Annotated in this window: 20 protein-coding genes; 7 read left to right on the top strand and 13 right to left on the bottom strand. The window is 38.3% G+C overall.

The annotated features are described in order from the left end of the window. Positions 1-35: 35 nt before the first annotated feature. The 11 genes from EZ456_RS17580 to EZ456_RS17635 form a co-directional block, all read right to left on the bottom strand. Positions 36-902: a beta-1,6-N-acetylglucosaminyltransferase gene (locus tag EZ456_RS17580; protein WP_131532381.1), complete on the bottom strand. Its 867-nt coding sequence runs from the start codon at positions 900-902 to the stop codon at positions 36-38. Continuing rightward, on the bottom strand, positions 899-2,098 hold the full coding sequence (locus tag EZ456_RS17585; RefSeq protein WP_131532383.1) for a glycosyltransferase: 1,200 nt from the start codon (positions 2,096-2,098) through the stop codon (positions 899-901). The genes EZ456_RS17580 and EZ456_RS17585 overlap by 4 nt, the downstream gene beginning before the upstream one ends. 12 nt (positions 2,099-2,110) lie before the next feature. After that, complete coding sequence (locus EZ456_RS17590) at positions 2,111-3,277, bottom strand: glycosyltransferase (protein WP_131532385.1); 1,167 nt, start codon at positions 3,275-3,277, stop codon at positions 2,111-2,113. A gap of 98 nt (positions 3,278-3,375) precedes the next feature. After that, on the bottom strand, positions 3,376-4,653 hold the full coding sequence (locus EZ456_RS17595) for an O-antigen ligase family protein (protein WP_131532387.1): 1,278 nt from the start codon (positions 4,651-4,653) through the stop codon (positions 3,376-3,378). A gap of 15 nt (positions 4,654-4,668) precedes the next feature. Beyond that, entirely contained in the window at positions 4,669-6,801 is a 2,133-nt protein-coding gene (locus tag EZ456_RS17600) for an exopolysaccharide transport family protein (RefSeq protein WP_131532389.1), read from the bottom strand. 14 nt (positions 6,802-6,815) lie between these two features. Then, the gene (locus tag EZ456_RS17605; RefSeq protein ID WP_165501363.1) at positions 6,816-7,499 is read right to left on the bottom strand and encodes a TolC family protein; all 684 of its coding nucleotides are present in this window, start codon (positions 7,497-7,499) and stop codon (positions 6,816-6,818) included. A 34-nt stretch (positions 7,500-7,533) separates the two neighbouring features. Beyond that, positions 7,534-8,607: a sugar transferase gene (locus EZ456_RS17610; RefSeq protein WP_131532393.1), complete on the bottom strand. Its 1,074-nt coding sequence runs from the start codon at positions 8,605-8,607 to the stop codon at positions 7,534-7,536. Further along, entirely contained in the window at positions 8,607-9,011 is a 405-nt protein-coding gene (locus tag EZ456_RS17615) for a response regulator (protein ID WP_131532395.1), read from the bottom strand. The genes EZ456_RS17610 and EZ456_RS17615 overlap by 1 nt, the downstream gene beginning before the upstream one ends. A 216-nt stretch (positions 9,012-9,227) precedes the next feature. Next, the gene (locus tag EZ456_RS17620; protein ID WP_131532397.1) at positions 9,228-9,770 is read right to left on the bottom strand and encodes a serine O-acetyltransferase; all 543 of its coding nucleotides are present in this window, start codon (positions 9,768-9,770) and stop codon (positions 9,228-9,230) included. A gap of 369 nt (positions 9,771-10,139) precedes the next feature. After that, a complete protein-coding gene (locus EZ456_RS17625; protein WP_131532399.1) occupies positions 10,140-11,759 on the bottom strand; it encodes a hypothetical protein in 1,620 nt (539 codons plus the stop codon). 581 nt (positions 11,760-12,340) lie between these two features. Then, positions 12,341-12,976, bottom strand: a complete 636-nt coding sequence (locus EZ456_RS17635) for a response regulator transcription factor (RefSeq protein ID WP_205945124.1) — start codon at positions 12,974-12,976, stop codon at positions 12,341-12,343. Positions 12,977-13,477: 501 nt separating this feature from the next. Between EZ456_RS17635 and EZ456_RS17640 the strand changes: the two genes are divergently transcribed. From EZ456_RS17640 to EZ456_RS25150, 6 genes are all read left to right on the top strand, one after another. Further along, positions 13,478-14,089: a sensor histidine kinase gene (locus EZ456_RS17640; protein ID WP_165501364.1), complete on the top strand. Its 612-nt coding sequence runs from the start codon at positions 13,478-13,480 to the stop codon at positions 14,087-14,089. 1,033 nt (positions 14,090-15,122) lie between these two features. Further along, positions 15,123-15,545 carry an SMI1/KNR4 family protein gene (locus EZ456_RS17645; RefSeq protein WP_131532403.1) on the top strand — a complete coding sequence of 141 codons (423 nt, stop codon included), beginning with the start codon at positions 15,123-15,125 and terminating at the stop codon, positions 15,543-15,545. 55 nt (positions 15,546-15,600) lie between these two features. Next, the gene (locus EZ456_RS17650; protein ID WP_131532404.1) at positions 15,601-16,077 is read left to right on the top strand and encodes a hypothetical protein; all 477 of its coding nucleotides are present in this window, start codon (positions 15,601-15,603) and stop codon (positions 16,075-16,077) included. A gap of 214 nt (positions 16,078-16,291) precedes the next feature. Next, a complete protein-coding gene (locus EZ456_RS17655; protein WP_131532406.1) occupies positions 16,292-17,407 on the top strand; it encodes an acyltransferase family protein in 1,116 nt (371 codons plus the stop codon). Between the two features lie 333 nt (positions 17,408-17,740). After that, a complete protein-coding gene (locus tag EZ456_RS17660; RefSeq protein WP_131532408.1) occupies positions 17,741-17,992 on the top strand; it encodes an FUSC family protein in 252 nt (83 codons plus the stop codon). Between the two features lie 74 nt (positions 17,993-18,066). Beyond that, on the top strand, positions 18,067-18,237 hold the full coding sequence (locus tag EZ456_RS25150; protein WP_165501365.1) for a hypothetical protein: 171 nt from the start codon (positions 18,067-18,069) through the stop codon (positions 18,235-18,237). 52 nt (positions 18,238-18,289) lie between these two features. Here the strand turns inward: EZ456_RS25150 and EZ456_RS17665 are convergent, their stop codons facing one another. Then, on the bottom strand, positions 18,290-18,796 hold the full coding sequence (locus EZ456_RS17665) for a hypothetical protein (RefSeq protein ID WP_131532410.1): 507 nt from the start codon (positions 18,794-18,796) through the stop codon (positions 18,290-18,292). Positions 18,797-18,825: 29 nt separating this feature from the next. After that, positions 18,826-19,623: a DUF4382 domain-containing protein gene (locus EZ456_RS17670; protein ID WP_131532412.1), complete on the bottom strand. Its 798-nt coding sequence runs from the start codon at positions 19,621-19,623 to the stop codon at positions 18,826-18,828. A 254-nt stretch (positions 19,624-19,877) separates the two neighbouring features. Between EZ456_RS17670 and EZ456_RS17675 the strand changes: the two genes are divergently transcribed. Next, on the top strand, positions 19,878-20,105 hold the full coding sequence (locus EZ456_RS17675; RefSeq protein WP_131532414.1) for a hypothetical protein: 228 nt from the start codon (positions 19,878-19,880) through the stop codon (positions 20,103-20,105). The last annotated feature ends 8 nt before the right edge of the window (positions 20,106-20,113 follow it).

Here is a 20,113-nt window from a genome sequence, read left to right on the forward strand (position 1 = left end):
TAAAACCCCGTTTTTCGTCATGATTATTTTCATTTTTATTGAATATTGATCAAAAGGTTTTCATCGATCTGAGAGAGAATCTTCGCATCAATATCGATATCAAACTTGCGCGCAAATAATTTCTCTGAACTTCGGATACCTGCAAAATCCACCGACTTTAAAATCAAGGGATTGGGAAGATTTTCATCCCATGTTATCATACGGAGATTATCATTTACAATGGTATTTTTATAAGGTGAGTCCATTAACAGGGTTGCAATAAAAAACTCATCAGCCGCCCAGGTGTACTTCATAAAACGCATTAATCCTTGCTCCTCTTTTATGTAGCTGGTAAGGTATACCGCACATGCTGAAGAAATTGACCACCAACTGGAAATACAGGCTCCATACAGCTTTGCTGGCAATGGAAACTTTCTTTTCGGCAAAATATTGTTAATGACGCGCTGCAGCAGATATTTTCCCTTAAAGTTAAAATCGGTGAAATGATAACTTTCAAACCTTGATCTGGCATGGCTCCACCACTTTTCATTGCCTTCCGTGTCATAAGAGACAAAACTCTTGCCGATATTTTGTCGAAAAAAATCGGCAATTATACCAACAGGTTTAATGGGATAATCCTGTGCACTGAGCAGATTATAAAAATCGTAAGCTATTCGCTTTTGCAGGATCTCTTCTAAAGACCTTAATATGGCCTGAACAAACTGAAAACCTCCCCAGTTACAAACCGTTCTGTTAATGATGAAGTAAACATTAGGCAGATCCTGTAAATGCTGAAAACCGGATATCGCTATTTTCTTGTCGAGGTGGATGTAAAAATCGAACTCGGGATGCGCCATGGCTTTGATCATCATACCCAGTTGTTTTGGATTTTTATAAGCCATTATGATATTAGCAACTCTCATGGCCCAACAGGATTAACTTTATTCATAAATCGGTACATCGTCCCAACTGAATTTTTCCAGGTATGCGACCTGGCAAAAGCCTTTCTTTTATCCGTCAAAACACGATCTTTCTCTTTTAACAATTTTTCTATACCATTGCTGTAACCCTTTGCGTCCTCTGCCAAATCCACATAATCAGCAAATGGCTCCATAGCATCAGTTCTTGTGGCTATTGTTGGCTTGCCAAGAGCGAGGTATTCATCAATTTTTCTTGGATAGTTTCCAATAGTGAGTTCATTAACCGCCTGTGGGTTAAAGCATACATCGAATTCATCAATAAAAGCAGGTAGTTCATCTACCGGCCTTGCCCCTAAAAAATGAACGTTGGGTATCTGGTGTAAGGAACTTTCCTGAAAGCTGGCATCTTCGGGTCCAACCAATACAATGTTCCAATCTGGTCTGGACACCGCAATATTCCCTATGAGAGAAATATCCAGCCTGGCAGATGTTAGTACCCCAACATAGCCAATCCTGGGATGTGGGATATGCGCTAATTTCTTTTCTTCTTCACTTGAAACAAACCTGTCGAAAACAGTAAAATCACAACCCTGCCCAACGTTATATGACCTGGGATTATATTTTCGGCAATAGCTCTCCAGATAGGCCGAATTGGTGAAACATAAATCACTTTGGGCGATGATTTCAGGTTCCATATATGCACCGTGTTTTCTGTAATAATCTGTAGCGAGCATATTGTCACGTGAGTAATATATACTCAACTTTGGCTTCAGCAGATCCTTTAAAAAAAAACTTCTAAACATGTCGCTATCATTAAAGAGTACATCGCTCTTAAAAGATAAATTTTCAGTCACTTTTTTGATTGCCTTAAAAAGCCGCTCATTGTTGAGCCTGTTGAGATAATTATAAATCCGTCCAGGGGGTAACCAGTTGATGGATTCTAAAATGGAATCGCAATTTAATACATATAGCCTTTCGTTAATTTTTTCCAGGCCGTTCTTCTTGCCCGAAATAACTTTGAGCTTTTCAATTACCTCCTTGTTTTTACCATAACGCCATTTTGTAATCCGGTCGAGTGAAGGGTTAACATATAAAACACGGTTACTCGCTGAAAATTCTACAGCAATATCTTTACAATTACTCCCAATTTTGGTATCCCAGCCCTGCTGTCCGACGATAATAATATCTAAGTTTTCCAAATTGCTGATGATTTAGGGATGAATAATATGTTTTGTAGCTACCGATCTTTTGTTTGCACCTCTTGCATAAACGAGGGAAACCACCTGATAGTAAATAAATTTTGGGATACCTGCCAGTGATCTGTATATGCGGGCATCGGTTGGCTGTCTGAGCAGGGCGATTAAGAAACTGATCAAAAAGCTGAAAATCGCAAGTATCCAATAAACTGAGGCTACACTACCTGTTAAGATACTGATCATTAGGAGAAGCAAGGAGAGAATCAGAAAGATAAATAAAGGTGGCCTGAGCAGAATAACACCAAAAAGCAACTGGTTTAAACTTCTATTTTTTATTCCCTTACCAATGATGCTTAACCCGTAGCCGCAGAAACGGAACCATGTATTGATCCACCTTGCACGTTGATTGACTAGTTGAGTAGGGTTGACGGTTTTTTCGTCATATACAATCGCATTTTTTGCAAATGCGATTCTTTTGCCTGAAAGAAGAATACCTGCCTGAACCACTTTATCAAATCCAGCGCCATGAAAATCCATCGCTGCAATAGCATCCTGGTACAACCCAGCTTTAAATGCCATCCCCGATCCCGCCAAAGTTGCCGATGAACCAAGTTTAAACAACAGCTCCCCGTCGTAAAAGTGGTAGTAAAGATCTCTCGCCGCATCCAGGCAGGCATAAGTACTGTTCAGATTTTTTGCGGCCCTTAATCCCTGTACCGCTTCAAATCCCTGATCAAAATATTTGTTAAGTTCATTGATATATTCAGGATGGACCAGATTGTCGCTATCGATAATGGTAATGATATCGTGCTTCCTAATAAAATGTTTAATGGCATAATCATGCGATTTTATATTGCTGGCGAGCGTTTGTGGAGGTCTTAAAACCACTACACGGTCAGCATCGAATATCAATGAAGCTAAAGGGCAATTATCCGCAACGATATAGATCATGTAATTATGATAGTTGAGATCGAGTAGAGATTTTACAACCTGTTGCAAATAATCCGTTTGTTCGTAAGCAGTCACAATAATCGCATAATCAGGCATTTGCTTAATTAACGTTTTCCCTATCCTGTCGCGAACAAAAACAGAAAAGACCACCATCAATAGTGGAAGTACCAGATTGTATCCGATTAAAACCTGAAAAACCAGCCAAAGCAGGTTAATGATGTTATTGATCATGGGGGCGCGTTTGTGTGTTTTTAGTATTCCTTAAAGCTTTATAAAAAGCATAGGTAAAGCATATCAATCCGGGTATAACAAAAAATTCAAATGGCATATTAAGCAGTTAAATAGTTTAGTTCTTCAGGTTCGGCAATCGGTTTATCCATTATGCGGGCATTATATATGAAAACCCACGACAGGTATACCACTATGGCAGTGGGCATGGTATTAAGCACTTCATTTCCATAACTACAGAACAGTACCCCACCAAAGCCCGACGTGAGCGCAATAAGTTTGATTCTTAATCCATTATCGCGGATCGTCCAGGTAATGCCACAGCATTTCCCCAAAATAAACATCATGATACAAAACCATAGGGTGAGACCTACAACCCCATACATAGCCCATATTTTAACAAATAAGCTATCGGGAGGAAAGGTAGAGAGATAGGTTCCGCCATTATATAACACCCCGTTATAGCCCAAACTACCCAGCCCGCCACCAAATGGGCGGGTCTCCATATAATTTTTTAGGTTGTTTTGATTGATAAGCCTCACGTTTAGAGAGGCATCCTCTGGATTAAGGGCGGTGCGCAATCTGTATATCTGATAGTTATTATCACCGATATGGGTAAACATCAATATACTCACCAGTGCAAGAGCTGTAGCGCCACCAAGAAAAATGGCCTTAAGATTTTTACTAAGAATAATTGCGATAACTCCGCCCACTAACAGGGCAAAAAGTGCTCCACGTGTACCTGAAATCAGCATGCCATAAATACAAAATGCTGAACTGGCCAATAGCGCCATGCGTTTCCATACCTTCATTTTACCAAACGAGAGTATCAGCGCAATTAAGCCGATATGGGCCTGTGATGCCCCAAACTGCCCCGCATCGGTAAAGAACGAAAAAACCCTCAGTCTCCCCCAGAGCAGGTGGGTAGCGGCATTGGCTTGCAGAAATGCATTCTCACCTGCCGATAATCCAAAAAACAATTGCTTGATGCCATTCAAGGTTGCTAATACTGAAAGGGAAATAATAAGTATCAGGAAAAGATCAAGGTCCTTTCGTGTTTTAAAAATAACAAGCCCCAGCCAAGTCATCACAAAAGGATACAGCGCTATACTGCGTAATTCGGCAACCCAGCCTAGCAAACTCGCCTCAGGATTAAATACTTCAAGTAAACTCAAAGCGAACCATATCAGTAACGAATAGAAAAGATCGTTATTGATACTTTTAGCATCAAAGCCGGGTTTAGAAACAATTGTGGCAATAATAATGAGTATCAGAAACCCCTCTACAAAAATCCCGAAAGGCAGCCCTCCTATCTCACGGAAAAGTATTCCAAAAATGAAACCGTAAACCAAAAGAATTATAAATATGCTTCTTTGCATTTAAAAGGCAGTGTGTTAGGTTATCGGATGATCATAAAAAACCCAACCGGCAAAGCCCTGCTGCTGTTTAATATATTCAATATGTTTGCGTTGGTCATCTGAAATGATGTTGCCTGACCTGAAAACCAGTACACTCATATCTACAAACAACAGCCATTCTTTTGTAAGGTTAAGGTCCTGAAGACTGCTGATATCGATCACAATATTATCAAACTCTTTTCTTAGCTCATCAAACGCACTGCGAAGGTTTTTAAGACTTTGCGTTTCCAAAAGCGATTTTTTTACCGCATTTTTAGTCATTACCGTGATGAGATCTTCTGTTTGTAGTTTGCGTTTGACAATAAAATTCTGAAAGCTCTGGCTTGATGCAATCTTCTTTTGTGCAGCACCTTCAAGAGGTAGTTCTTCAGCGATAAGTAGGGTCTTCCTGCCTACCATTGCAAAAGAATAAGCAAGGTTATAAGCCAGCTGGGTTTTTCCTTCCTTAGGCAATAAACTGGAAATTCCCAGCACCTGTTCTTTGTTCTGGTCCAGTTTCTTTAGTAACTCAAACCTCAGCGACCTGATCTCGTTTTTGTAGTCATCATGGGTAGCACTACTATTATCGTTCCAAATGTAACTCGGGTTGCGTTCGCTCGTGGTAATTTTACTAAAACTGCCAATCACTTCTGATCCAGTTGCGATTTTGAGCCTATCCACATCTTTTATTTTTTGATCCAGTATAAGCATGAGCAGTAAAACGCCAAAGCATAGACCAAAACCAGCAAAACTAGATCCCATTACATATAAAACTTTCTTTGAGCGTAGTGCCTTACCAGGCAAACCTGCCTGCTCAATTTTAAGGTGCATACCCAAGCTGTTGCTCGTTTTGCTCTGATTGGATTGATCCAGAGCAGCCATATATTCTTTCGTGGCCAAATCGGCATCCCGTTGGTAATTCTGGATATCAGCATCATAAGGCACCATACTGGCATACCTTGCCCTTAAGGTGGAAAGTTCATGATCAACGGTTTGCATACTGCTTTTAGCCTGTTGGAGCTTAATCTCGAGATCGAGCTTCTGCTGTACCAAAGCCTGCTTGGAAGTACGAGGGTCCAATACGTTTTCATCTGAATTCGAATTGCTTTTGGCCGATATCAGCCTGTTTAGCGAATCGATCTTCTTTTGGCCCGACATCTTAAATCCACCATCAATATAAGTATTATTTGCCACTTCCAACTGTCGTTTTAAACTCACAATGGCCTTATTATCACTATAGCTGCTTCCTTCAACAAAAGAATCCCCCCCTCTTAATTTACCTATTATCGTGCCGATTGCTGCCTGGTTGGATGCAATTGTACGAAGCATTTCCGCACGTTGGCTTTCATATTTTGAAATTTCATTGTAAACTGTTGCCGATTGTTCATTCAGGTTAAGTACCCCTTTTGTTTTTTTAAATGATGAAAGAGAAGAATTCTTCTTGTCCATATCCAGTTCTTTTACTTTGAGCAACGAATCCAAAACCGCCGCGGCATTGCTCTGGTTTGTGGAAACATCAGAGCTGTAGATATTGATACATTCCTGACTCAAACTATTTACCACAAATGCGGAAAGACTTGGATCCTCTGAAGTAAAGCCAACCATAATCAGATCACTGTTACCCGCATGGGAGATTTCTAGCTTATCTCTTAACGCGTCTTCTCCATAGCCCATATTTTCCGCAAGGTCAAAAATAGCGTAAGCGCCACTGTTATCTTCGAGGGTAAGTAGGGATTTTGTTGCCAGCTTGGTTTTTAATATGCCGATAATTTTAGCCTTGGCAGCTGCATCCATTGACTTTAAATACTTCGAATGATCTCTAAAGGAATGTTTCACATCGCTCAGGTCGTGGATCATCAAATTATAGCTCAGAATGCTTAACATCCTTTTCATGCCAAATTTTTCGATGATGTTGGAGAATTGCTGATTCACCGCAAAAAAATCGACAGACTGATTGCTTATGGCTTTTTTGGACGGATCGAGTAAACCGGTAGATATCTGGGTTTCAGAGTAATATTGCTTGGGAATTCTTTTAACTAAAATATAGGCAATTATCCCCACCAATACCGGAGAGGAAATGAGTACCCACTTGTAGCGCTTAATAAGTTTGAAAAATATTTTAATGTCCATTACGATTTTCTTATCTATTTAACCTCTGACAATGGCTGACCGATAACCTCTTCCAATAAATCTTTGGCTTTCAAATAATCAGACTCTGCCTGTACCTGCAGCGAAATGGCAGATGTTTGGGCAATACGCGATTGATTGTAAACATCGAGAGTAACCTGACCTTTCTCAAATTTATACCTCGAGCTTTCCGCCACACCTTTGCTGTCTTGAGCACTTTGGGTGTAAACTTTTAGCAGACTGGTTTGCAGTAAAAAATCATAATATCTCTTCTTTACTTCAACAATTAGTCCGTTGTCGAAATCAAGTTCCTGATATTTGGCGATCATGTAGTTCGCTTTGGCTTTTTTAACGTTATAAGGTTTCTGCAAAAACGAACCCAGGTTAAAATTAATTCCAAACTGAAAACCGTTTACGTTGTATGGATTAATCGGATCGACAGCAGTTTTACCCTGCGGGCGATAAATGTATGAAGCACCGAACATATCCAGATAAGACATTTTCGCTACGCTAACATCCTGTTTAAAACTTTCACTGGTAGCTTGCTGAACTTTTCGTTTGGCGTAATTCTTTTTTGCAAGTTCAATGTACTTTGCAAGATCATTGTTATCAACAGCACCAATCACCGTTTGTTGAGCCTGAGATTGAAAACTGATGAAGCTGCAGGCTATAATAATAAGTATATAAGATATTTTTTTCATTGGGGGTATATTAAATAGTTTAATTGAAAATGGGTTACACATCTTCTTTCTGAATCAGGGCAGGCAATGTTTTAAGAATAATTTTAAAGTCGAGAAAAATGGAATAATGGTTGGCATAATAATTATCAAGTTCTTTACGCTCACTCTCTGACATGTCTTTTTTCCCTCTGCGGCTTATCTGCCATAATCCGGTTAGTCCTGCTGGCCCGTTAAATCTGGTAGACCATTTATTCGTAGTGAGTTGCTCGGCCTCGTAAAGCGGCAACGGCCGGTTTCCCACCAGCGACATGTCGCCGATGAGTACATTAATGAGTTGTGGAAGTTCATCAACACTGGTTTTCCTCAGTATTTTCCCTATCCTTGTAATCCTGGGATCATTAGAAAATTTAACAAAGGCTGATTTTCCTTTTGAGTTGCCCTCATTCGCATATTGATTGAGATTAGCGAGCTGGCCAATCATTTGATCAGCATCACTGCGCATGGACCTGAACTTATAAAAATCAAAAATCCTGTATCCGGCACCAACGCGTTTGCTTTTATAAATAATGGCACCTTTAGATTCAAGTCGGATCATTATAGCGATAATGATAAACAATGGCGACAATAAAAGTAAGGCAATGCCCGAAGCGATGATATCGAATATCCTTTTGCTTAAAGGCATCTTGTAGCTTTCCTGCATATCAGCAGAAATTTCGAGCACATTCGGCTTTATTGCTTTAAACTTAACCAAAAAAGCAATCCTGGAAATAAAATCTGCCGCTGGAAAGGGATGCAGATAGTAATCGTTTGCCCTCACCTGAAGCGCTTTTTTTCTCCAATCGGCATTTTCAGTCGTACCGATCAGTACAACAATAAGATGACTGAGTATAGGATGGTCTCTGATAAAAGAAACCTGATTAAACCATTCAGGGTTTCCGTCAACTTCAATCATCACCAGATCAGGAAGACTTAAAAAAGTTTGCTGCTGGATATAAGACTGAAAGTCATCAATAAAAATAAGTTCTTTGATGCACCCGCCCAGGCTTTCAAATATGAAGTCCCTCAATAATTTACCAAAATACACTGACCGGACATTGGCCACAGCGCTATCTTTGTTCGGAATGTTCATTATGCGATCAACCTGCTAATCTGATTTTTCAAAACTGTCGGATCAAAAGGTTTCTCCATATAGCTATCGATCCTGAAAGACATATTTTTTACTTTTTCCTCCAGATTTTCCTCTCCTGAAAGCACCATTATTGGCGTGTTGCGGTAGAAGCCGCTACACTTGAGGTTTTGGATAAACGCGCTCCCGTCAAAATACGGCATCCTTAAACTGGAAATGATGAGATCGGGATCATTCCCGTTCTCCAGCCAGCTCAATGCATCAATTCCACTGGTTTTGATGGTCAGCCTATATTCTGGTGCCAAAATGAAGTTCAATAACTTTCCGAGATTTAATCCTCCATCTACCAGCAGAATATGTTTCTTGGTATAAGGCTTGATACCGTTCTTTAAAATAAGATTTTTCATTAGTTTATTAATTGTTCACGATACTATTCTTTACAATAATTGCCGGGAGTTATAGGTTTCATAGATCTCTGTAAAGGTCATATATCCCCCACCGAAGATCAATAGCCCGATAGGGCTAATCCCTTTATCTATGGTGTTGAAATGGTAAGAGGAGTTTTTTTTAATTGGAAAATTATTGAAAAGAAGAATATGAAAATGAGCTAGCTTTGGCTTCTATTAAGTTTTCTCAACCGAGATAATATATTTCTTCTTTAACACCGTAGCTGTATTCCCTACCATTACACAGTTATCTTCAACATCTTTGGTAATTACCGAGCCTGCTCCTATAATTACATTATTTCCGATGTTCACATCACCGAGTATTACTACATTAATGCCGATATCTACATTATTACCAATCCTTGGCGCCCGGCTGTAGCTTCCATTCTCTTTCATCTTGGAGCTGATGTTGGTAAGCTGCCTGATATTACAGTTTTCGCCGATGACGGTGTTGCTACCGATAACCGTTCCAAAACCATATTGAATCCTAAGGCCCCTGCCGATAACCGCACTTGAGTTGATACCGATATTCATCATCCAGCCAATGGCAAACTTGTAGAGCAGTAAGTACCAGAAAAAAATGAACCGTAAAAATTTGTACCGGTAAATTAACGATGAGATTCTATAGAAGAGCATGATCATCCTGGACTTGAAGTTTCCTTTATTATCCTTCCAGTCTTGAAAGATATAAAGTGACTGCTTCTGCCCCTCAGAAATCATTATTATTCGTATTTATATTCATATACATTAAGGCGCATGCAAAAAAAATCGGGCACGCTATATCGCGTATAGATCCTAAGCCTTAGCTTCTACAAAGCTATCAGTTACTTGCACCGCGCTCAATAGCCCTTAAGTACCAATAAAGTACCAAGCAACATAAAATAAGTGTGTATGAATTTTATTAAAGAATAGGTTAACGCGGGCAATGCAGAATTGACAGCGTTTATTGAACAGGCTCGAAGTTTATAGTATTGCCCCTGTATTTTATAATAATGCCTATGCTTTTTATAATACTTATGATATAAAACGTAAAATGGATGATGGTTTTAATTCCATCATCCATTTTACACCTTCTATTGTTTATAATTTCTACTTTGGCTGTACAAAAACAGGGGTTTCAGTTACCTGGATCTGCAAAATACCATTTTTGGTGGTTACTGTTTTACTGTCCATTTCATCTTTACCAATGGCGAAACTGTAAATAATGGCTTCCTTGCTTTGTCCAAGATCAAGATCGTAGGATTTTGATCTACCAACCTGATCGGGGATGGTGAGTACATAAGTCTTTTTTCCATTAAGCAGGTATACATCAACCAGAGGATCTTTACTGATTGTTGAAGAAAAATGATATTCACCAATAAGCTTATTTGCCTGGAGTACATAATCTGCAGACGGTCTTCTGGAAAAGTTCAGATTGATAAAACCCGATGAACTATATTGTGTCCAGCTATTAACATCCACATCATCGAGCATATAAAATATACATTTTGAAACACCTGTTCTCGCATATAACAGCGCTGTACGCAGGTTCCAATCCGCTTGGGTAACCATCGTACTTTTATTTCCTATTTTTAAAGCCCTTTGAGGCGTATGCTCGCCTACATCAAAACCTGTTTCAGTTACCCATACCGGAATACCACCATTTACCGACTTTGCAAATTCCTTGAAAAGGGATGCTACTCTACCAAGATCAGAAAGTTCCGGTGCCATACCTGATGTAGCATTTCGATTGTTTTTAAAGGCATCGTTAGCATACTGATGATAGTTGATTACATCAAAACAGAGATCTATCTGCCCATTCGCCTTCACCCCCCTATTAATTTTACACCACTGAACCATCTTTTGCACAAATTCAGGGTTTGCATCGGCAAGGCCTCCCATCACTACGATCATGTTTGGATCGGCGGTTTTAACGCCTATCCCCTTGCCAAGCGTGCCTTTGTGACCATCGTAAAAAGCAGAAAGATTGGCTGCGTATTCTTCTGCAGACTGCTGGGCTAGCGGTCCCTTCCACCATTTGTCGCGTTCATTGTCGTTTTCTATGTGGGTAATGAGGCCTAAACCAGCTTTGGGCATATTCTGTGGGTCATCTCTCCAGCGTACAGAAGGATCAGCTAAAAGCAAACTCTTATCAACATTTTTGTTCGAGCCATAACGCGCCGCCAATTGAAAACCTGCACGCGCTTGCTTTATATAAGAGGCAGGTGCAGACCTGTCTAATCCATAGGGTGCAGGAACGTTCTCTGCATCTCTTTTACCGATGGGATAAGTAGCTAAAAGCCAGTCTGGACAACCTTTTAGATCCAATAAAACATATTTTCCGGCATCTTTCATCCGCTGGTAAATCTGGTCATAATCCCAGTTACCGTTATGGGATGGGCTGTAAGTGAACAATCCTTCTTTATTTTCAATTCTTTGCCAATCCAGATAATGCCTAATGCCTGTAAAAGATTTGATCACCTGAAACCTGGATTCATCAACCTTCCCATGGTCGACTTCAGAAGTAAAGTCCCACTCGAAAGCATTAACACCAAGGTAAGCTTTGAAAGGCTCATTGCCCAATAAAACATTAGCCCCAGTATTAGCGGTATTATTTGTATTATCGGTATTATCGGGTGCGGCGACTACTACCTTATTGCAATTTGAAAAAATGATTACGCTAATAAAAGCAGCAGCGATGGATACTTTCTTAAAATGACTGTTCTTCATGACCCTGGATTGGCCAACAAGATAACAAATATATCTTCCTATCCCCTATCAACAGCTATATATGTGTAAAACTTAATATGATGTTAATGCAAATCGGCAAATAAAACCTCAGGCAGAGCACATAATGAAAATAGTTTGTTTACTATCAAGCAAAAATATAAATTCAACTAACTCATCCCTGACCTTCTTTTCGATCTTCACAACTTTTCCGCTGGAATGATATTCATCCATAACTTCATCTCCAACTTTAATCTTGTCTAATTTAGAAATAGGAGTACTATACGCTAATTTAACCATATTGAGAAACTTAAACTTTAAACTGTTGCCAGCCAAACATTGGCTCAATAAAACGTTCAGATCAAATTTGACCATTTGACAGTTTTAATAGGGAATTGACAACTGAAACATAAACAGAGTAAGTACCTAAAAGGTTTTATTGTTATATTATTCAATTCATACGTATGCATTTAATTAACCCAAAAAATTATTGAAATAGTTGCAAAATCAGAAAGGTAAACCTTTCACTAATTTTAAGCCAGTCCGAACCCCAGGAGCATAACTGTTAGCAGTTTAATAGCCAATTAGTTATAGCTATAATCTTTAAACTTGTTGAGGGCTTCAATCTTATTCTGAACATGCAATCTTTTATAAATATTTTTACAATGATTTTTCACTGTATTCGGACTGATAAAAAGCATTTCTGAAATTTCCTTGTACAATAAGCCTTTACTTAACAGCGACAGAACCTCCAGTTCTCTCTCACTCAGGCCTAAATCAACTTTCTGTTTAGCAGGCTGCCTTCCCTGGATAAGACTGATCACCTTTCTGGCAATATAGGGGCTCATTGGCGAACCGCCATTGTAAAGTTCTATCAGGGCTTCATGGATTTCGGTTGAGGTAGAGCCTTTGATGATATAACCTGATGCGCCTGCCTGCAATGCACTAAAAATTTTTTCATCATTCTGAAAACCAGTGCACATCAAAAAAAGCGTTTTGTTTAACCCTTCCCTACTTTGCATAACCAAGTCTATCCCCGACATATTAGACAACTTAATGTCTACAATGGCTATATCCGGACATTCATTGGGCAAGTTCTCAAGTGCTTCTTCAGCAGAAGAATAAACTCCTTTAAGTTCAAAGGATTTGTTTTCGAGGATGGAACTGGCCAAACTATTTCTGTAAAGGCTGTGATCTTCAATAATCGACACTGAAATCATAGTAATGCGTTTTTTTTTAGGTAATATTGTTATTTGCCCGTATCCTTTCATTTGTTATTAATGTTAACCGGTGCGGAGCATGTTAATGCTGCTGATGGTTTAGTGATTTAGAAGGAAGACGATCTTTTGTTCGGTCTTAACCGAACATGACAAACCTATAAAAAAGAAAAGTTTTAGCTATGCCCTTTGATATCACACAGTTACTACACATCACTTTTACGTAATGAGGTTGTTATAAAGACAAATCTAAGCTGATATAGCAATACACAATTAAACAAATACCGATAAATAAAGCATTATTAATAATACAAAATTTTAAAAAAATGCACGATTAAGCATTTCAATCTTATTATTACAAAAAATATGCAGCTAAATTCTTACCACTATTCTTTCAATTTTTTATCAATTTTTCTAGTGATTTTAATCTTATTCTTACTGGTTTTTTTGTTGAGATATTATAAATCAGCAATAAAATTCAAAAAAAAATATAAAAATTTAGCTGTGCTTATCAAAGCGGAACGGGACAGGATCAGTGGTGAAATACATGATGATATCGGATCTGGCCTGACAGCGATAAAATTATATGCAGAATATGCAGCACGAACTAAGCCCGATATACCAGAGCTTAAGAACATGGAAGGGATGATCAGCGATATCACGGTTAAGATCAGAGAAATCATCTGGAGTTCAAATACAGACAGCGACAACCTGGAAAGCTTAATATATTTTATTGACGAACAGATTCGAAAACTATTTGAACATACCGATATTATTTTCACGTCTGAACTTCCCGAATTCATTCCAGTTATTGAGCTCGAAAGCCAAAGTAGACGGGATTGTTATCTAATTGCAAAAGAAATCGGTCACAATGTACTTAAACATTCGCAGGCGAGTGAAGTAAAACTACTTATCGAGTTGGAAAAAGATCAGCTGATATTTTCCATAAAAGATAATGGTATAGGGTTTGATCCGGCCGGACAGAAATCTACAGGATTGGGTATGGAAAATATCCGGATCCGAACGGAGCGCTTAAAGGCTGGTCTGATTATCGAAAATTATAGGGGTACTCGGATCAGGATCAATATACCCATGAAACACAATCTGCCCTATTAAAAGCTAAAGTATAAAAACCTATGTTATACCTGGTGAAAGGATTTAATCACACTAACCGTTCACATGAATCAGAAACACCACCCATTATCTAAAAAATAATGTTAGAAAAATGGTTACATGATTTATGAAGATGACAAATTATAGCTTTTTGAAGCCATTAGATGATCAGTATATAGATCGGTTAAACACTTTAGAAACCCAACGATTAATGTTGGGATTCCAAAATGCTAAAACCTATATTTGATGGAATAATACTCCTGTTTATCACCCGCACCACTTCCCAAAAGCAATTGCCATTTAAGTCCCGTACTCCCATTATACGCACTTCATAAGCTTTTCCCATATAGCTTGTAGAAACCTCAAGAAAGTCATTCTCTATATCTAAAGGCTTTAAGGCAGGCCGAAAGCGCTTTAGGATAATTTTTTTGAAACTGTCGAATTCAGTATTGTTAAACATAGTTGGTAAGAGATAGTTGATTATAGTCTACCAATTTCAACTTTTGTGCCACATAGGCTAAGCAATTGCCGTGAATAAGACAAATGTTTATTTTATTGACTATTATCAACTTCAGCGTTATTAAAAACACAAATTTGATTTTTTTTTACGAAAGTCAGACAATTCGAAAAATCAATATTTATAAATAATGCATAACTTATACTACAGCTATTTAACTTACTAATGCTTGTATAGCGTATCATTTTATGCGTGGGATAGTTTTAAGGGACGGCTTAGTAACCAATGAAACATTTAAGAAGATAAACCATTCCGCTGTTTGTTTATTTATTACCCTATGAAGATCTAAAACAACCAGGGCATTTGTTTTATTGTGAATTGACAGCTAATGGGTTACCTCCCGAAAAATGGTGGAATAAGTATAAAGTAAGGCATTTCATTGTAGTAGAAATGAAAATTGTAACAGAATGAGTTAGCTAGACACGATGGTCTTAGCAAAAATGTATTGAATTGGTTGGCAGGTACTAGAGATTATTGCGATATGAATTTTAGCCAATGTTGAAGAAAAATTCAGATAGTATGGAAAGATTTGAAGAAATACTAACAAAATATAACATTACTAAACGGACTAACAAACCAAACACCACTTTTGAGGAAGCTGAAAAAATAATAAACTTCAAACTTCCTAACGATTATAAAACCTTTGCTTTAAATTATTCAGAATTTGAAGGTATTATTGGAAATCAATATTTTAGACTTTGGGACTTCGACGAAATAATTGGAATGAATACTGACTATCGAATTTTCGAGTATTTACCAAAGACATTAGCAATTGGGGGAAATGGAAGCGGAGAATACATCGCAATAGAACAATTAAATGATAGTCGTTTAAGAATTGTGTTATCTCCCTTTCTTATTGAGGAAGAAGCACATATTGAAATAGGGATTTCCTTTACCGACTTTCTAGAACGTTTAGAAAATCGAAAAGAATGGTTTGAATAATTAAAACACATACCGCTAATAAACCTAGCTAGAGAGAGGTTAGACTATGATGCCAATGACCATACTTACATTTAAAGATTGGATTTTAACAGTTGATCACGAAAGTACGAAATCAACTTATGCTGCTGTTGAAAATGGAAGTGCGGAGGATTGTAATTGTAATGATTGCCTGAATTATATTCTGAACAGAGATAATATATTTCCAGAACAGGTTAAACATTTATTCAATCAACTAGGTGTTGATTATCATAAGGAAAGTGAGGTTTGGCGAATGTGTAAAGAAAACAACTGTATCCACCGCTATAGTGTAATATTTCACTTTAAAGGAAGCTTTGAAGGTACTGATTGTTTAGTCATACTTAATAACGGCACACAAACAACTAAACTGAATCCTATAACAGACTCTTTTAAAATTGGCTTTACCAAGGGTGACGATCTAGTCTATTTTAAAGATAAAAATGATTTGATTCAGATTGAAATTGAAATAATGGCACCTTGGGCTATCGATAAAATGCTGGAAAGCGAGTGGTAGCTTCTTAACCCAATCAAGGAGCACTCAAGTTTTATTGTTATCCAAATACCCAGCTCCTGCAAATCTTAGCACCATTAAAGCAATGGCCTGAATAAGTTTCTTTACATCAATCTCTTCATGCACCCTCAGTGCGTTACGTATTATTCTAGATGCAAAGTTATCGGGTAAAAAATGTTGGTTATTTTTACAAATTGCAATTTTTACATGCCATTACATGATAACTAACCTGAATAATGAGCTGGCCACCAAGCCACACTACCCCATATTAGATGGCCTCCGCGGTATCGCAGCCATAATTGTTGTCACCTTTCACCTCACCGAGCCGTTAGGAACCGGGCACCTGGATATCCTGGTTAACCACGGTTATCTGGCTGTAGATTTTTTCTTTTTATTATCGGGCTTTGTGATGGGCTACGCTTACGACGACCGATGGCAAAAAATGACGGTCGGCAATTTTTTCAAACGCCGTATCGTACGTCTTCAACCCATGGTAATTTTGGGGATGACACTCGGCGCTATCGGATTCTATTTTACAGATTCTACCATATGGCCGCTCATTCATACTATCCCCATCTGGAAGATGCTGCTGGTGTTGCTGATTGGTTATACGATCCTTCCTATACCATTATCGCTTGATATACGTGGCTGGCAAGAGATGCATCCCATGAATAGCGTGGGCTGGTCGCTGTTCTTTGAATACATAGCCAACATTCTTTATGCCGTGTGGATCAGGAAGTTTTCTAAAACGGCTTTAAGTATCTTAGTTGTTATCGCTGCCATTGCACTGGCACACCTGGCCATTACAAACGGCGACTTAAGTGGTGGCTGGACACTGAATGTAGAACAGGTACGCATTGGGTTTACCCGTACGATATACCCTTTTTTTGCAGGCCTGTTACTTTCGCGTATAACGAAGCCAAGCCGAATTAAAAATGCCTTTTTATGGTGCAGCCTTTTAGTGGCTATTGTATTGTATATGCCACGCATTGGCGGTGCGGAGCACCTTTGGATGAACGGGATTTATGAATCTGTTTGTATTATCATCGTTTTCCCACTTATCGTATACCTTGGTGCCAGTGGTGTGCTGCAAACACAAAGGGAACACAGGATATGCCAATTTTTAGGAGATATATCCTATCCGTTATACCTGGTACATTACCCATTGGTTTATTTTTACGTGGCCTGGATCAGCAACCATAAAGGTATAACCATTGTACAGGCCTGGCCATATGCCTTACTCATTTTAATAGGCGGCGTTGTTTTGGCCTATGTTACATTAAAATGGTATGATGAGCCGGTGCGCAAATGGTTGCGGAAAAAAATTGCTTAGAATTGGTTTATGCTGTTGCCCTTTAGATTGGGATGTGGCAAACAAGATGATTGCAATAAGTGGTATCGATTTAAGGATTTTACCCGTTTGGAATAAATTTTTCATGAAGCTATTAGTTTGAACGATATTGACCATACAAATAACGAAGTGCATTCCAGGCTTTAAAACGACAAATCAGTGGCGAATTGCGACATTAAAAATTTGGTAGTCACTGCAGGTGAGTTAAGAAAAAAATCGCAATTTCTGGCTTACTAGTAGCGCCTATTATTTATATTTGAGTGTTAACTACGGTATTGAAATACCCTATCAAAAAAATGATCTAATAAACCAAAAATGGAGCAAAAAAAACTATCTGAATTAACTGACCATGAATTGTTGCTGGAAGCAAAAAAGAAGAAATCAGCTGCTATAACCAATGCAGTATTAATTGGCTTTCTGGCTGGTGTTATATTTTACAGCCTAATGAAAAACAGTTTAGGTTTTTTGACACTCATCCCTTTATTTTTAATCTATAAATTGGCAAATAATTCGAAATATGATAACAAAGAATTAGAAAATCTTTTAAGGGAAAGAGGATTGAAATAAAGGGCAATGGCCAGGGGATCTCTTTTCACAGAAGAGCGGTCAGCAATTGGCACAGTTATCGCTTATCCTTTATTATGAAACAGATATATCTTATTGTAGCCTTATCAGTAATGCTGCTTACCAGTGCTTGTTATAGTACCAGAACTGCTGGTAATAGCGGAAAAGTTCCTCCAGGGCAAGCCAAAAAAGGAACAGGTTCAAAATCGGCTAAACCTTTTGCTCCAGGACAACAAAAAAGAAATTAAAAAAGAAAACCCTCCAAAATCTGGCGGGTTTCTTTCTTTATTACACAAACAACTAATGTTTTCCTTTACCATTTCCATGGCCTTTGCCATTTCCGTTTCCTTTATTAAAATGCGGTGAAGGTTTTCCTTTATCACCTTTATAAACTTTGGCATTACCCTTTGCCGGTGAATATTTTTGGCCTTTGCTTTTCCCTATTGCCGATTGACCATGGTTGCCTTTAAATTTAGCATATTTTACTTTGTGGGTTTCAAAATAACGGTAAGGTTGACGTGAGTTAATCACGACTTTGTAGCCATTATATAAGTCATACCCGCTATATCTCGATGGAAGCGCTGTAGTAAAAACCCAGCCTCCGCTACCTAAATAAATAAACTGTTTTTTAGGTACATAATAATAACTCTCAATATCGGGTAGGTAGTAATAATCTACATAATCATATCCGGTTGGCCCCCATGCAGGCTGTGCCCCAATATTTATGTTTACACTTACCTGGGCCTGAGATTTGAAAATAAGGCCGCTGCTTACCACCATTAATAACAGCAAGAATAACTTTTTCATAAGTTTAAATTTAGATGTGAATAATTGGTTTACTGTTTTAAAGTAACCGTTCCTAATAGCGTATTTTGCCCTAAAGCTACTTTTACTGCGGTAATGGTGCTATCTCTATAGCCTACAACCGGTACAAATTTAACCGAGTAGGTACCAGAAGATAGGCCGCCAACTGTAAATTTACCCGTTAAAGGATCCGCAACAGTACCTACAGTATCTGTACCTGCAATAACCAATACTTCAGGATGGCTTGCCAAAGGCAGAACAGTTCCCGAAATTAACCCGGTAGTTGCTGATGCAATACCACGTACCACTGGTTTTAATAAATATTTTCCGTTTCCTGTACTTACAATCGATTTCGCCGCATCAAAATCTAATAGTAGTGTATAAGCAGCCCCTTCAACCAGTTCAGGATTAGCTGTTAATTTTACCTTCCAGCCAGATGTTTGTGCACTTGGTGTTTTAAGTTCCTGCTGAACACCATTTACCACAATTGTATTTCCGGTTTCGTTAAGTACCAGTCTGATTTCGGTGATTTCACCAGAAGGCATTTCGCCTGAAGCAACCAAAATATCAGGGTTACTGGTCCCGATTCTAAAATCAAGAATATCGAATATACCAGTACTGGCCGCAAATACATAAGGTTTATCGCCTGATACCAGTACAATCTCTTTTACGCTTAAGTTAATCTTATCGAAGTTACCCGGAGCATCGGTCATTTTAATCTGAACTTTAGTTGTTCCCTGGCTTGATTCATTTTTTTTACATCCATAAAAAGCAATCATCCCGATTACGACAAAGACCGCTAAAATGGTATTTACAAAATTTGTTTTCATAACTGTAGATTTTATTTAAAGTTTTACGTTTCAAAGTTGAGGGCCGAAGATGAAACCAACATGAAATTTAAAATTTATTTTTTTCATCTTATTTTCATGTTGCCCGTCTACTTTTGAAATGTGAGCGCACCATGTATGGTGGTTTTTAGGTAGGGTTTACCTCTTAGGGGGTAAACTTTTTTTATATTTATAAAATGATCCGATTCGCCGTTATTTTTTGCCTGGCTATTGCCCCGATATCGGGTGTTTTTGCCATGCAACAAGATTCTACCGCCTTGACTGTTTCAAATCGGCAAGAAGAACAAGTGGTTAAAAAACAGGATAAAGAAAAAAAAGATAAACAGTCTGAAAATCAAAAACCTGAACCACTTCAAATCAAAGAAGTACCAAAGGCCAAAAAACAGGTAAAGCCAATGGCAATAAAGCCTAATGTAAAGGTAAAACCCATCAAAATTATTAAACCAAAGATTAAAAGGCCGTAAAGGATAAA

The organism is Pedobacter psychrodurus, from assembly GCF_004331735.1.
Taxonomy (GTDB): domain Bacteria; phylum Bacteroidota; class Bacteroidia; order Sphingobacteriales; family Sphingobacteriaceae; genus Pedobacter; species Pedobacter psychrodurus.